This window comes from Clostridium sp. AM27-28 (assembly GCF_003480955.1).
Classification (GTDB): Bacteria; Bacillota; Clostridia; order Lachnospirales; family Lachnospiraceae; genus Otoolea; species Otoolea fessa.
The window spans coordinates 214063-228259 of sequence record NZ_QUJT01000003.1 but is presented as its reverse complement, the minus strand read 5'-3'; the positions used below and the strand labels follow the sequence as shown (position 1 = coordinate 228259).

General features: G+C 51.1%; 10 protein-coding genes and 1 tRNA gene. 9 read left to right on the top strand and 2 right to left on the bottom strand.

Annotation, left to right across the window (positions count from 1 at the left end):
• The first annotated feature begins 98 nt into the window (after window positions 1–98).
• From DW720_RS05485 to radA, 7 genes are all read left to right on the top strand, one after another.
• A complete protein-coding gene (locus DW720_RS05485) occupies window positions 99–2480 on the top strand; it encodes a cadherin-like beta sandwich domain-containing protein (RefSeq protein ID WP_118749333.1) in 2382 nt (793 codons plus the stop codon).
• A 360-nt stretch (window positions 2481–2840) separates the two neighbouring features.
• Window positions 2841–3215, top strand: a complete 375-nt coding sequence (locus DW720_RS05480; RefSeq protein ID WP_022359631.1) for a GntR family transcriptional regulator — start codon at window positions 2841–2843, stop codon at window positions 3213–3215.
• Between the two features lie 73 nt (window positions 3216–3288).
• Window positions 3289–3855: a UvrB/UvrC motif-containing protein gene (locus DW720_RS05475; RefSeq protein ID WP_107000012.1), complete on the top strand. Its 567-nt coding sequence runs from the start codon at window positions 3289–3291 to the stop codon at window positions 3853–3855.
• On the top strand, window positions 3839–4873 hold the full coding sequence (locus tag DW720_RS05470; RefSeq protein ID WP_107000011.1) for an ATP--guanido phosphotransferase: 1035 nt from the start codon (window positions 3839–3841) through the stop codon (window positions 4871–4873). The genes DW720_RS05475 and DW720_RS05470 overlap by 17 nt, the downstream gene beginning before the upstream one ends.
• Before the next feature lie 28 nt (window positions 4874–4901).
• On the top strand, window positions 4902–7349 hold the full coding sequence (locus DW720_RS05465) for an ATP-dependent Clp protease ATP-binding subunit (RefSeq protein ID WP_118749332.1): 2448 nt from the start codon (window positions 4902–4904) through the stop codon (window positions 7347–7349).
• A 124-nt stretch (window positions 7350–7473) separates the two neighbouring features.
• Window positions 7474–7887, top strand: a complete 414-nt coding sequence (locus DW720_RS05460) for a hypothetical protein (protein ID WP_022359635.1) — start codon at window positions 7474–7476, stop codon at window positions 7885–7887.
• Between the two features lie 161 nt (window positions 7888–8048).
• Entirely contained in the window at window positions 8049–9452 is a 1404-nt protein-coding gene (gene radA, locus DW720_RS05455; RefSeq protein WP_118637510.1) for a DNA repair protein RadA, read from the top strand.
• A 251-nt stretch (window positions 9453–9703) separates the two neighbouring features.
• On the opposite strand, the gene DW720_RS05450 is transcribed toward radA, so the two are convergent.
• Window positions 9704–9774: transfer RNA gene (locus DW720_RS05450), tRNA-Trp, on the bottom strand.
• A gap of 493 nt (window positions 9775–10267) precedes the next feature.
• Between DW720_RS05450 and DW720_RS05445 the strand changes: the two genes are divergently transcribed.
• Together DW720_RS05445 and DW720_RS05440 are read left to right on the top strand one after the other, a co-directional pair.
• On the top strand, window positions 10268–10510 hold the full coding sequence (locus DW720_RS05445; protein ID WP_118472750.1) for an HPr family phosphocarrier protein: 243 nt from the start codon (window positions 10268–10270) through the stop codon (window positions 10508–10510).
• Between the two features lie 355 nt (window positions 10511–10865).
• Window positions 10866–13304, top strand: coding sequence for an ATP-dependent DNA helicase (locus DW720_RS05440; RefSeq protein WP_118749331.1), 2439 nt, complete (start codon window positions 10866–10868; stop codon window positions 13302–13304).
• On the opposite strand, the gene DW720_RS05435 is transcribed toward DW720_RS05440, so the two are convergent.
• Window positions 13240–14163, bottom strand: coding sequence for a LysR family transcriptional regulator (locus DW720_RS05435; RefSeq protein WP_118472752.1), 924 nt, complete (start codon window positions 14161–14163; stop codon window positions 13240–13242). The two genes, DW720_RS05440 and DW720_RS05435, sit on opposite strands and share 65 nt — an antisense overlap.
• Window positions 14164–14197 lie beyond the last annotated feature (34 nt).

The window sequence follows — 14197 nt, the reverse complement described above, 5'->3', positions numbered from 1 at the left end:
CTTGAGAGATGGCAGCGGGTACGTGAAAATTTGTAAAGAAAGGGAACGGTGCAGATATGGGACCGTTACCAATAAAGAATATAGGACAGGGCAGTTGAATGAAAAAGTTTAAAAATATCATATTAGGTATACTTGCGGCAGGTATGCTGACGGTGGCGGCGCCGGTTGGCGGGATCAGCGCCTATGCATCCAGCGCAAAAATTTCATTTTCCGATCCGAGTGCGACGGTGGGTCAGGAGTTCAGTGTCAATGTGAAGATCTCCTCTCAGGATGGAAATCTAGGGGCATCCGACGTGGTACTTTCCTATGATCCGTCGGTCATTGAGTTTGTGAGCGGAAATAACGCAAGCGGCGGTGCAGGTTCCGTCCGCCTGGTTGGAACGATGGATTCCAGCTCAACGAAGGCATTTTCCTATACGCTGAAATTCAAGGCAGTGCAGGCGGGAAATACGTCGATCTCTGTGGGAAGTTATGAAGTCTATGACTCAGATGCACAGGCAGTCACAGTTTCTAAAACGGGGACGGCGAGCGTCAAAGTAAAAGCACCGGCAACCTCCTCGGCGGAAGCGGCGCTTTCGTCCTTGAAGATTTCTCCAGGAACACTTTCCCCTGCATTTTCGCCAAATGTGACTTCCTATACGGCGCAGGTAGGAGCCAGCGTCGATAAGCTGGCGGTCAGCGCGAGTGCGAAGGACAGCAAGGCGAAAGTCCTTGTCAGCGGTGATTCCGGCTTAAAGGTAGGTGCTAATACCGTTGTCTGCAAGGTGACGGCGGAGGATGGACAGACAACTAAGAGCTACACGATCACAGTCAATAAGCTCGATACGGTCGATGTGCCGTCAGAGGCGGAGACAGGGGCTGAAACAGAGGCAGTTGGGACAACGCCGGTTGTGAAAAACGGGCTGGATGTGGAAATAGACGGCGTTTCCTATACGGTGGCGACGGAATTTGATGCCTCCCTGCTTCCGGAAGGATATACGCAGTCTACCTGTACTTATGGCGGTTCAGAGGTCCAGTGTGGAAATGGCAATGACCTGACGCTTTTGTATTTGCAGGGTGCCGATGGAAATGGTGCATTTTATATTTATATACCGGAATCCGGTGTGTTATCGCCGTATGTGACGATCGATGTGACAGCAAAGTCGATTCTGGTGCTTCCACCGGATGAGTCGGTTCAGATTCCGGATGGATTTATGGAGACGACCATTCAGTTAAACGGCACGTATAAAGTGCAGGGCTGGGTGTGGAAGAGCGATGAGCAGCAGAAGTATTGTGTCGTATATGGTATGAATGAGAGCGGCGAGAAGTCGCTGTACCGGTATGATATTGCAGAAAAGACCTTCCAACGGTATTTTGAAGACCCGTCGCTGGCAACTAAATACGATGATGCACAAGTGGAAGAGATTGTAGATAAATACAACGCACTTTGCAGGGATTATAATATTCGCTTTGTCATGCTTGCGGTTCTGGGCGTAGCGTGTGTAATCTTGTTCTTTATCGTGATCAATCTTCTGCTCAAGCGGAAAGAGTGGAGAGAGGAAGCGCAGGCAGCCGGAGGCAGACAGAGGTCCAAGCGCCGTCCGTCATCGCCGAATGCACGATCGGCGGCAGACGCACGGGTGAAACGAGGCACTGGGCGCGACAAGAGAGAAGATGGGGAAATGACGCCGGCAAGACCGGAAGCGCGGAGTGAGAAAGAGCGCATGGCAGCGGATGACAGACGCCGCCCGTCCGCAGAGCGGATGGAGGAAGGGCATCGGAGTGCGCGCCGAACCCAAGAGAAGCTGGAGACAAGACCGGTCCGCCGGGAGCGGGAAGAGGAGCGCGAGACGCAGCCGGTCCGCCGGACAAGGGAAGATGAGCGCGTGTCCCAGCCGGTCCGCCGAGAGCGGAGTATGGAGGCAGCATCGGCAGACCGCGCAAAACGGATGCCGGAGGAAAGACGCCGCCGGGAAGCAGGAAGCGAAAATCGTTCCGAACGCGTCCGTAGAGAAATGCCAGAAGAAAGCAGTCCGGCTTGTGTCCGCAGAGAGGCATCAGAAGAAGAACGTCTGCAGCGCACCCGCAGAGATGCGGCAGAGGAAAGCCGTACTGAGCGTCCGCGCAGAATTTCGGCAGACGGAAGCCGCGCAGAGCGGGAACGCCAGGCAGTGGCAGAAAGCCGACGCACAGAACGGGAACGTGCTGTTTCAGCAAAAGAAAGCCGCCTGCAGCGCGATTACACGCCGGCATCGGCGCATCGTGCGGCGAAAGAGTCTGCAGTATCGGGAGAACGCCGGAATGTGCGCCCGGCGATTCATGTGCGCCCAGCATCCCGCTCGGAGCTTTACTACACGCTGGAACGGGAGGAATACGGTGATCGCCCAACGAGATATGAGTCGGAATCAGAGCGATCCAGACGCGCCCGCGAGGCAAAAGCCCGGTTAGAGCGGGATCGGCGTGATGAGGATGGATTTGAGTATATCGACGATCCGCAGTAAATAAAAGAGGAAAAGATGGATATCTGTCCAGGAGATTTCTGGCGGGTATCTGTCTTTTCTTTTATATTGATTTTTTTTGTAACAAGTTCACGTTACTGTTCACGCATACGTGCCCAGTAACGGAATTTGCCGTGGCTTCGCATTTAAATACGGCAAATTCCTGCTGCCACCACGTTTTCTTACGGCACTTTCAGTTCCAAAAGTGCCTATTCGTGAACAGTAACAAGTTCACACAATTAACACAGTTTTACAGTTGACGAAAACATCTGTTTGTTATACAATCTATATAACAAATGATAAAACAGGCGGCTGACTGTATTTAGAAACGGGGTCTGCCGTCAGAATGAAAGATGGTGGAGTATGATTGTAGAGATTGATTTTAACAGTGAGGAAGCGCTTTATATTCAGCTCATAAACCAGATCATCATCGGGATTGCGACCGACCAGATCCGGGAGGGCGATACGCTGCCATCCGTGCGCCAGTTAGCGGATAACATCGGAATTAACATGCACACGGTCAACAAGGCATATTCTGTACTGAAACAGGAAGGCTTTCTGCGTGTGGACCGCCGCCGCGGGGCAGTGATTGCACTTGACACGGATAAGATGCGGACGATCTCGGAGATGCGCCGGGATCTCAGTGTGATTCTGGCAAGAGGTGTCTGTAAAAATGTGAGCCGCGAGGAGGTTCACAATCTGGTGGATTCCATTTATGACGCATTTACAGCGGAATAGCAGGTTCCGTCTGCGGGCGATGATTTTTGTGTATTGGAACCGTTGCGGGATGTGTATGTTGGGAGGATAAATTATGCTGTGTGAGAAATGTGGGATTCGCGAAGCGAATATTAAATATACAGAAGTGTTTAACGGCGTCAAGACAGAGCATAATCTCTGCGCCCAGTGCGCGAAAGAGATGGATCTGGGACCGTACTCGGCACTGATTGAGGGAGAATTTCCGCTTGGAAAACTGCTTTCGAGCCTTTTGGGACTGACGGATGCGTCTGCCAGCCAGGCACCGAAAGAGGATGTGGTATGCCCGACCTGCGGCACAACGTATGAAGAATTTATCAAGAACAGCCGTTTCGGATGCGCGGACTGTTATCATGTGTTTGATCCGTTGCTTGGAGAGAAAATTAAGAAATTGCAGGAAAATTCGAGCCATACCGGCAAACATCCGAAGATCCAGCCGCGCAGTCAGGCGGCTGCAGAGGTGACGAAGAAAGGAGAACTGGAATTCAGCCCGGAAGAGCAGATTAAGCAGCTGAAACGCAGGCTGGAAGCGGCGTTGCAGGAAGAAGACTATGAGACGGCTGCTGCCTGCCGGGATAAGATACACAGTCTGGAAGGAGAGATGAGACATGACGAAATGGTTTGAGGAAGTGGCGAATGATGCGTCCAATATCGTTTCCAGCCGGGTGCGTCTGTCTCGGAACTGGGAAGAATATAAATTTCCGAGTCGTCTGGAGCCGGATGAGGCGCGGACGATGATTGCCCGTTTAAAACAGAATTTCCGCGATCTGGGTGACCGGGACGGTCAGTTTTATGAATATGAAGATCTGGAATTGATGGAGAAGCTTGACCGCACCGCATTGCGGGAACGGCGGCTTTTAAACCGCACGCTGGCGGAGAAGACGACGCCGGGCGGGATCCTCTGTTCGGAGGATGAGCGGGTCAGCATGGTATTAAATGCGGACGATCATATCCGTTTACAGGTGCTGGCATCGGGACTCGATCTGCAAGAATGTTATGCAAAAGCGGATGCGCTGGATGATTATATCAACGAGAAGATTCCGTATGCATTTAATGAGAAATATGGATATCTGACTTCCTATCCGACGAATGTCGGAACAGCAATGAAGGCGTCCGTGGTCGTGCATCTGCCGTCTCTGACGATGAATAAGAAATTTCAGGAACTTCTGGGCGATATGGGACGTTTCGGCACGACCGTGCGCGGCGTTTATGGCAGAGGCAATGAAAACTACGGCGATCTGTACGAGGTAGTCAATCAGAAGACACTCGGCATCACCGAACAAGAGATTCTGGAGCTGGTAGCCAACGTGGCGGGGCAGCTCTCGGCGCAGGAAAATCAGTTCCGCGAGGTTTCTCTGTCGAGGCACCGCCTGGAGCGGGAGGATGAGGCGTACAAGTCCTACGGCGTTCTGAAATATGCGCGCCGGATGACGCTCAAGGAAGCGATGACATTTCTATCTCATGTCTGGGCGGGCATCGCGGACGGGCTGTTAAAACCGGCAGAATTTGTGAGCATTTACCGCCTGATGATCGGCATCCAGCCGGCAAACTTACAGAAACGTTCGAGCAAGCCGCTGGGACGTGAGGAATTGGAGGCAGAGCGGGCGCGGTATCTGCGGGAGGAACTGCCGAAGCTGGTGTAAAGTAAAAAGAAACAGGAGGAACAGTAAAATGATCGATCGTTTTACTCAGAAAGCCAGAGAAGCGATCCGTCTGGCAGTCGAGACAGCGCAGGAGCTGGAACACGGCTATGTGGGGACGGAGCATCTGCTTTTAGGACTGATAAAAGAGGAAACTGGCGTGGCGGCAGCGGTTCTGGCAGAACATGATGTGACAGAAGAGCGTGTCATGGAACTGATGGAGCGTCTGATAAGCCCGGCAGTGGCGACTCAGGTAGAGGGACAGATTGAGTATACGCCGGGGGCGCGTGCCGTGCTACAGGCGAGTTATGATGAGGCGGTTTTTTTCAAAGCGCCTCTGATTGGAACGGAGCACATCCTGATTGCTATCATCAAGGATGGAAAATCAACTGCGTGCCGTTTACTCAATACAATGAATGTTAATATTCAGAAATTATATGTGGATCTGATGGGGGCTATGGGCGATGATGCGCCGTCCGAGGCAGCGGAAGATGCGGCAGCAGGACGGGTGCGCCCGGAGAAAGGCAATACACCGAATCTGGACAATTTCAGCCGGGATCTGACCCAGATGGCGCGGGACGGAAAGCTCGATCCAGTCATCGGCAGGGAACGGGAAATGAAACGTGTTATTCAGATTTTAAGCCGCCGGACGAAGAATAATCCGTGCCTGATCGGGGAACCAGGCGTCGGAAAGACGGCGGTTGTGGAAGGTCTGGCACAGTTCATTGTTTCCGGCAATGTACCGGAGACGATCGCGAAAAAGCGGGTTGTCAGCCTCGATTTGTCCGGCATGGTCGCAGGATCCAAGTACCGTGGTGAGTTCGAAGAGCGGATTAAGAAGGTACTTGCCGAGGTGCGGGAGAGTGGAAATGTGCTCTTGTTTATTGATGAGATTCACACGATCATCGGTGCAGGCGGCGCGGAGGGCGCGATCGATGCCTCTAATATCCTGAAACCGTCGCTGGCGAGGGGCGAGATTCAGCTCATTGGTGCGACGACGCTGGAAGAATACCGCAAATACATCGAAAAAGATGCGGCCTTGGAACGCCGGTTTCAGCCGGTTATGGTGGATGAGCCGACGGAGGCGGAATCCATTGAGATTTTGAAGGGGCTTCGCAGCCGCTATGAGGAACATCACAAGGTGACGATCCAGGATGAGGCACTGGTGGCAGCGGTGCGCCTGTCTGCCCGCTATATCAATGACCGTTTCCTGCCGGACAAGGCGATCGATCTGATCGATGAAGCATCCTCGAAGCTGCGTCTGACTGTATATACGGAGCCGGAGGAGATCAAAAAGCTCGAAGCGGAGATCAAAAAACTCGAAGGTCAGAAGGAAGAGGCGATCAAGGCTGAAGCCTATGAGAAAGCCGGTGAGATCAAGAAGAAGCAGCAGAAAAAGCAGGAAAAGATTGAAAAGATTCGTGAAAAATGGGAAAAAGAGAAAAATTCACGCAAGTTAGTGGTCGGTGCAAATGAGATTGCGGACATTGTTTCTGACTGGACGAAGATCCCGGTTCGCAAGCTGGCAGAAGAAGAGTCAGAGCGGCTGTTGAAACTGGAGTCCATTCTGCATGAGCGCGTGGTCGGACAGGAGGAAGCTGTATCCGCCGTGGCGCGTGCGATCCGCCGTGGTCGTGTGGGACTCAAGGATCCGAAGCGGCCAATCGGTTCGTTTCTGTTCCTGGGGCCGACGGGTGTCGGAAAAACAGAGCTTTCCAAGGCACTCTCGGAGGCGATGTTTGGCACGGAAAATGCGATGATCCGCGTTGATATGTCGGAGTACATGGAGAAACACAGCGTTTCCAAGATGATCGGTTCGCCGCCAGGATATGTTGGCTACGAGGAGGGTGGGCAGCTCAGCGAGAAGGTGCGTCGCAATCCATATTCGGTTATTCTCTTTGATGAGATTGAAAAAGCGCATCCGGATGTATTTAACATTCTGCTGCAGATCCTCGATGACGGGCACATTACGGACGCACAGGGACGGAAGGTGGATTTCAAGAACACGATTCTGATTATGACCTCCAATGCGGGCGCTGAAAATATTATTTCCCCGAAGCGGCTTGGATTCTCGTCGGAGAGCGGTGAGAAAGCGGATTATGCGTTTATGAAAGAGCGCGTGATGGAGGAAGTGCGCCGGATGTTTAAGCCAGAGTTTTTAAACCGAATCGATGAGATTTTAGTATTCCATCCTCTGACGAAGGAGAATATCAAGACGATCGCGGGCATTCTGCTGCGCGGCATCAAGAAAAGGACGGAGGATCAGCTTGGAATGACGCTCACGATCACAGATGATGCGATCGATTTTCTGGCAGACAAGGGATATGATTCCAAATATGGTGCAAGACCGTTGCGCCGGACGATCCAGACGCAGATCGAGGATCAGCTTTCTGAGAAGATCCTGGAAGGCACGATCCGGAAAAAAACAGAGGTTCGGATTGAAAAAGATGGCGATCAGCTGAAATTTGAGACGGTCTAAAGGGCTGGAAGCGAAAAGACTGGTAAACCCGGTCGAAGTGTGTTAAAATGATACTACTGAGTAACTGTGTAAGTGCGGAGCAGTTGCGATATTGATTAAAAGGATACTAGGAGGATAAAGCATTATGCCAGTAGTTAGCGAGTTAATCCGCATCGAGGATGACGGAACCATCAGTTTTGGCAATTATATGTTAGCAGCAAAGTCCAAGCTGCAGGATTTTGAATTTCAGGGCGATCTTTATAAGGTAAAAACATTCGGCGAGATTACCAAGCTGGAGCGCAACGGAATGTTCGTATATGAGTCGGTACCGGGCACGGCAGTCAATCATTTCCAGGCGGGAGATACTTCCGTACAGTTTTCGGTTGAGGGCGAGAAGGATGCTCAGATTACCATTCAGTTAGAGGATGAGCGTGAGTATGAGGTATATGTAGACGGCGTATCGGTCGGTGGCATGAAGACCAACGTCAGCGGCAAACTGGTACTGAGCGTGGAGCTGAACCCGGGCAAGGCAACCGCAATCCGGATTGAAGCCAGATAAGGAAAAGAAAAACAAAACGTTACGTACAAGTTACAATGCATGAGATGAAAGCTGCTGCATGGCAGGAATGGCGGGCGTGTGCGCCGGAAGCCGGTTTCCGCCATGCAGCAGCTTTTTATGTAATAAGAAATATGAGAAGAAGTGTTTGGAAAGGAATCAGCATGGCAAAGGCAAAATCAACGGGATTTTTCTGCAGGGAATGCGGTTATGAATCTTCCAAATGGATGGGGCAGTGCCCGGCGTGTAAGGCGTGGAATACGATGGTGGAAGCGCCGTCCGCACCGGCATCATCCGGTACGGCAGCAGGGCGGTATGCGGCAGCGGCTTCGCTGACGGCGGCACCGGGGAAACGGGTTGGCGCGCAGACAAAGCCGGTCAGCTTAGATGAAATTGAGCTTTCCGATACGGATCGGACGAGAACCGGATTTGCAGAACTTGACCGGGTGCTTGGAAGCGGCGTGGTGCGTGGCTCCCTGGTGCTGGTCGGCGGAGATCCGGGAATCGGAAAATCAACCCTGCTTCTGCAGGTCTGCCGGAACCTGGCAGGACAGGAACAAAAGGTTTTATACGTCTCCGGCGAGGAGTCATTAAAACAGATCAAACTGCGGGCAAGCCGGATCGGGACGGTGCGCGGACCACTTTCGTTCTTGAGTGAGACGAACCTGGATACGATCGCGGAGGTAATCCGGGAGGTACGCCCGGATGTGGTCGTGATCGACTCGATCCAGACCATGTTTATCGAGGCGGCAGGTTCCGCACCGGGCAGTGTCAGCCAGGTAAGAGAGTGCACCGGCGTCCTGATGCAGCTCGCAAAAGGACTGGGTGTGACAGTCTTTATCGTCGGTCATGTGACGAAAGAGGGCGTTGTGGCGGGACCGCGTATGCTGGAACATATGGTCGATACAGTGCTATATTTTGAGGGCGATCGCCATGCGTCCTACCGGATTCTGCGGGGAGTGAAGAACCGCTTCGGTTCGACCAATGAGATCGGCGTGTTTGAGATGCGGGAGGAAGGACTGGCGGAGGTGCCGAATCCATCCGAATTTATGCTGGAAGGGCGCCCGGCGGAGGCATCCGGTGCGGTGACTGCCTGCTCGATGGAGGGAACCCGCCCGATTCTTCTGGAAGTGCAGGCACTGGTGTCAAAGACGAATTTCGGACTGCCGCGGCGGACGGCAGCGGGCGTCGATTACAACCGTGTGAACCTGCTCATGGCAGTGTTGGAAAAACGATGCCGTTATGCCCTGTCCGGGTACGATGCGTATGTCAACATTGCAGGCGGCATGAAGATGAACGAGCCGGCGCTTGACCTTGCGATCGTGATGGCGCTGATTTCCAGCTATAAAGACCGTCCGCTGGACGAGAAAACGATCGTATTTGGCGAGGTCGGACTCTCCGGAGAGGTGCGCGCCGTCTCGATGGCAGAGCAGAGAGTCCATGAGGCAGTCAAGATGGGATTTACAAGATGCATTCTTCCGATGGTCAATGTCAGTAAATTGAAACCAAGGTCGGATATCCGGCTGGAAGGGGTGGCAAATGTGCGGGAGGCGATTGGGCTGCTGTAGGTTGCTTGGATTTTGGGAAAATTTAAGAAAAATAATATTAGCGTAATGTGAGTAACAGCAAATTTGTCTCAGTGGGAGTTAGGTCTCCGACTGAGATAAACGCTCCGCGAGGATGCGCAGTGATTCTGATAGGAATATGTCAGCTTCTCTGACCAGAATCACGCGCCAAGTCTCATGGACGTTCGACTTGAATGTTTAAAAAAACAAAAAACGCCAATGACTCATCTCTGAATCACTGACGCCTTTAGAAGCAGGGGAAGAGGGATTCGAACCCCCATTAACGGTTTTGGAGACCGTTGCTCTGCCATTGAACTATTCCCCTTCGCTGCTGACTCAGTTATGATATCATAGCCATAACGAAAAGTCAACAATTTTTTTATAATTTTTCATTTTTTTTGATTTAATATATTTTTTTCCATTTATTAAGTATCATTCATCATTTTATATGGAAACTAGAGATCAGGATAATTTGGTAAAAGAGAATTTGTGTGCTCATGCTGGGTGGAAAATCACAATGAATATTTAGTTCAACTGCCCAAAAACAATCCGCTAAACCATTTGATGTATATAAATAATGACAATATATCATGAAATGAATACGACGATAGTTCTAGACGTCGGAATATTTTACTAAGAAACACTCTGCTTTTTTGGTAAAAATCATGTATTAAAAATATGCGGTATAAAAGAAATCAAATTGACATTCGACAAAAATCATGCTATAAACACTGAATAAATCTTGATGGTTTTAAATGTGCCTAAAAAACGGAGGGAAAAATTCTGTTGGTACATTCAGGAAAAAGGAGTTGTTTATTATGAAACAGAGAAAAATTATGCTGAAAACGATAGAAGATGCAAAGAAATTTGTCAATGCTTCTATGAAATGCGATTTTGATATTGATGTTTTTTATAACCGTGTTGTCATTGACGCCAAGTCGATTCTGGGAGTTATGAGCCTGGATCTGACACAGATTCTGACCGTTGAGTACATGGGCGAGGATGCAGAGTATGAGGCGTTTCTTGACACGATGGAAGCGAACAATGTGACAGCGGCATAAAAGGGCTGGAAGGCTGGTTCAAGCGGAACATAGATATCATAGATATTTTGGAAGGATATGTATGACCCGAATCGGCATGATGAAAGAAAAGTTGATAGTACGAAAATAAAGAAAGACTGCGGGTGCCGGAGAGAAGATGGTGTCTGCAGTCTTTTTGATAGACATATATATGTACTCTCGGAGTCTTTCTGCACGTGCTTTTGTGGCTGATTTTCCGCCAGCCGCACCCGAATTTCATCAACGTACGCACCGCGTACGCCTCAGAAATTTGGGCACAACTGACAAAAAATCATTTCACAAAATCAAGCACAGAAAGATTCCGAGAGTACATGTACGGGGAAGGGAGGAACCACACATGGAGCTGACCGGCAGGCAGATACGGATCTCCGTCCGCAATCTGGTTGAGTTCGTTCTGCGTTCGGGGGATATTGATAACCGGCGCACGGCGGGTGCACAGAAAGAGGCGATGTTAGCTGGAGGACGGATGCACCGGAAGATACAGCGGCGGATGGGATCAGGGTATCAGGCGGAGGTGTCGCTGCGCCATTCGGTGGAGGAGGACGGATTCCAGATCGTGGTCGAGGGGCGTGCGGATGGAATCATCCGGGATGGAAAAGATGTCACGATCGATGAGATCAAGTGTGTTTACCAGGATGTAAACTGTCTGGAAGAAGCGGTTGGCGTGCATATGGCGCAGGCGCGCTGTTATGGCTATATCTATGGATTACAGGAAGCGCTGGACGAAGTGACACTGCAGCTCACCTACTGTAATCTGGAGACGGAGGAGATCCGCCGCTTTCAGGAGATCCAGACGATGAACGAACTTTCTGAATGGTTTGCTGGTCTGATCCATGAATATGTCAAATGGGCGCGTTACCTCTATCACAACGGGCTGCGACGTGATGAATCAATCAAAGCGCTCGAATTTCCCTATCCGTACCGGGCGGGACAGCGGGAGCTGGCTGTGGCGGTTTACCGGACGCTGGAGCGCGGGCGCAGGCTGTTTGTCCAGGCCCCGACCGGGATTGGAAAGACACTTTCGACGGTATTTCCGGCGCTTAAAGCGATCGGGGAAGGACATGGGCAGAAACTCTTTTACCTGACGGCGAAGACGATCACGCGGACGGTGGCGGAAGAGGCGCTGGCGATTTTGCGGGAACGCGGGCTGTATTTTCGTTCGGTCACGATCACGGCAAAGGAAAAGTTGTGTATTTTGGAAAAACCGGTGTGTAATCCGGAAATGTGCCCGCGTGCGAAAGGGCATTTTGACCGTGTCAACGATGCGGTGTATGAAATTTTGCATCAGGAATTTGGAATTACGCGTTCGGTAATTTTAGAGTATGCGGAAAAATTTCAGGTCTGCCCGTTTGAGTTCTGCCTCGATATTTCTTCGTTTGTGGATGGGATCATCTGTGATTATAATTATGTCTTTGACCCGGATGTGCGCTTGAAACGTTATTTTGCGGATGGGGCGGAGGGGGACTATTTCTTCCTGATGGATGAAGCCCACAATCTGGTATCGCGCGCGCGGGAAATGTACAGTGCTTCTATTATAAAGGAAGAAGTACTTTTGACGAAAAAGGTACTGGGACATCGTGCGCCGGCGCTGGGGCGGCAGCTTACAAGGTTAAATAAGGCGCTTCTGGAGATGAAGCGGGAGTGCGGCGGCTACCAGCTGCTCAAGGATGCCGGACATCTGGTTTCAGTGTTAAACAGTGTTTTTGGAGAAATGGAAAAGTATCTGGAAAAGCCGGGCGGGGAAGATGGGCGGGACACGATTCTGGATTTTTATTTTTCGGTGCGACATTTTTTAAATATGTATGAGCGGGTCGATGAGCATTACAGGATTTACACGGAACTTCTGCCGTCCGGCGAATTTGTCATCCGGCTTTATTGTGTCAATCCGATTGAAAATCTGGCGCAGTGCCTGTCGCAGGGGAAAGCGGCGGTCTTTTTCTCGGCAACGCTTCTGCCGCTCCGGTATTACCGGATGCTTCTGTCGGATCAGGAGGAGGACTATACGGTCTATGTGCCGTCCCCGTTTCCGCAGGAGCGGCGTCTTCTGCTGGCGGCGACGGATGTGACGAGCCGGTATACGCGGCGCAATGAGACGGAATACCGGCGGGTGCTGCGGTACATCCAGACGATGGCAAGTGTGAAAAAGGGCAATTATATTGTGTTTTTTCCGTCGTATCAGTATATGAACCGGGTACGTGAGGTGTGTGAAGGGGAATATGCGTATCAGAATGTTGAATTGGATGATAATGAAAAAATGAAAAATCATTCCGGGAAAAACGGAAAAAGCATGGAAATCCTGGTCCAGGATTCTCACATGACCGAGGAGGAGCGGGAAGCATTTTTACAGAAATTTTCTCCCGAACGAACAGCTGAACGTGATACCTCCCTGGTGGCGTTCTGCGTGATGGGCGGTCTGTTTTCGGAGGGAATCGATTTGACAGGCGACCGGCTGATCGGCGTGATCGTGGTCGGAACCGGGCTCCCGATGGTATGCACGGAGCAGAAAATTTTGCAGGGATATTTTGAAGAAGAGGGAAAAGATGGATTTGCATATGCCTACCAGTATCCGGGCATGAATAAGGTACTCCAGGCGGCAGGGCGGGTCATCCGGACCGCGTCCGATCAGGGCGTCATCCTTTTACTGGATGACCGGTTCTGGCGTCGGGAGTACCGGGAATTATTTCCAAGGGAATGGAGCGATGTCAAACGAGTCAGTCTTTCGTCTCTGGAGCAGGAGCTCCAGGCGTTTTGGAGCCGTTTTCCAGAAGTTCAATAAATTCACGCGATGCCTGTGAGATCGGCATTGTCTCATTGTGGACGACGACGAGCTGGCGCGGCGGCAGGGCTTCAGTCAGGGTCAGGGCATAAAGTTCTTTTTCGCCAGCCGGGAGACAGAAATCCGGGACAAATGCGATGCCGAGACCGATGCGCGCCAGATCGATGAGCAGATCGTTGCTGCTTAATTCAATCTCCGGTACGAGGTCGAGCTGGTGCTTCTGGAACATGTTGTGCAGAAATTCGCTGGTGGTACTCTTGCGATCCAGCATGAGGATTGGGAGCGCCTGCAGCTCGCGCAGTGTAACCGGGCGGTCTTTCATCGGGAAATAGGTCTCATTGGCGACGAATATATCGTTGAATTCGCGCAGCACATGGATATTCTGCGTTCCACCGAGCCCGGAGTTTGGATAGTTCGTCAGAATAAAATCGACCTGACCGTTGTCCAGAAGCCGCGCACATTCGATGGAGGTACGGTTGGTAACCTTGATGTGGATATTCGGGTAGCGCTTGTGAAATTCGCTTAAAAATGGCACCAGATAATAGCGGCAGATCGTATCGCTTGCGCCAATGCGGAGCTGACCGCCGTTTAAGCTGTTAGAGTCGAGCAGTTGGTTTTCGCCCTGACGGATCAGGTTCATCGCCGGTTCCACGTGCTTGAGTAGGATCTCGCCTTCAGGGGTAAGCTGTACTTTTTTTGTGCTGCGGATGAAAAGAGTCTGGTTCAGTTTCTTCTCCAGTACCTTGATCGACTGGCTGACCGCCGACTGGGAGATGAAAAGCTGCTTAGATGCCTCGGAGAAACTTAACGTCGAGGCTACGTGGTAAAATACTTTATATAATTCATAGTTGATATCCATTTATTAGTCCTCCTTATAGAACTGTATTCAGTGT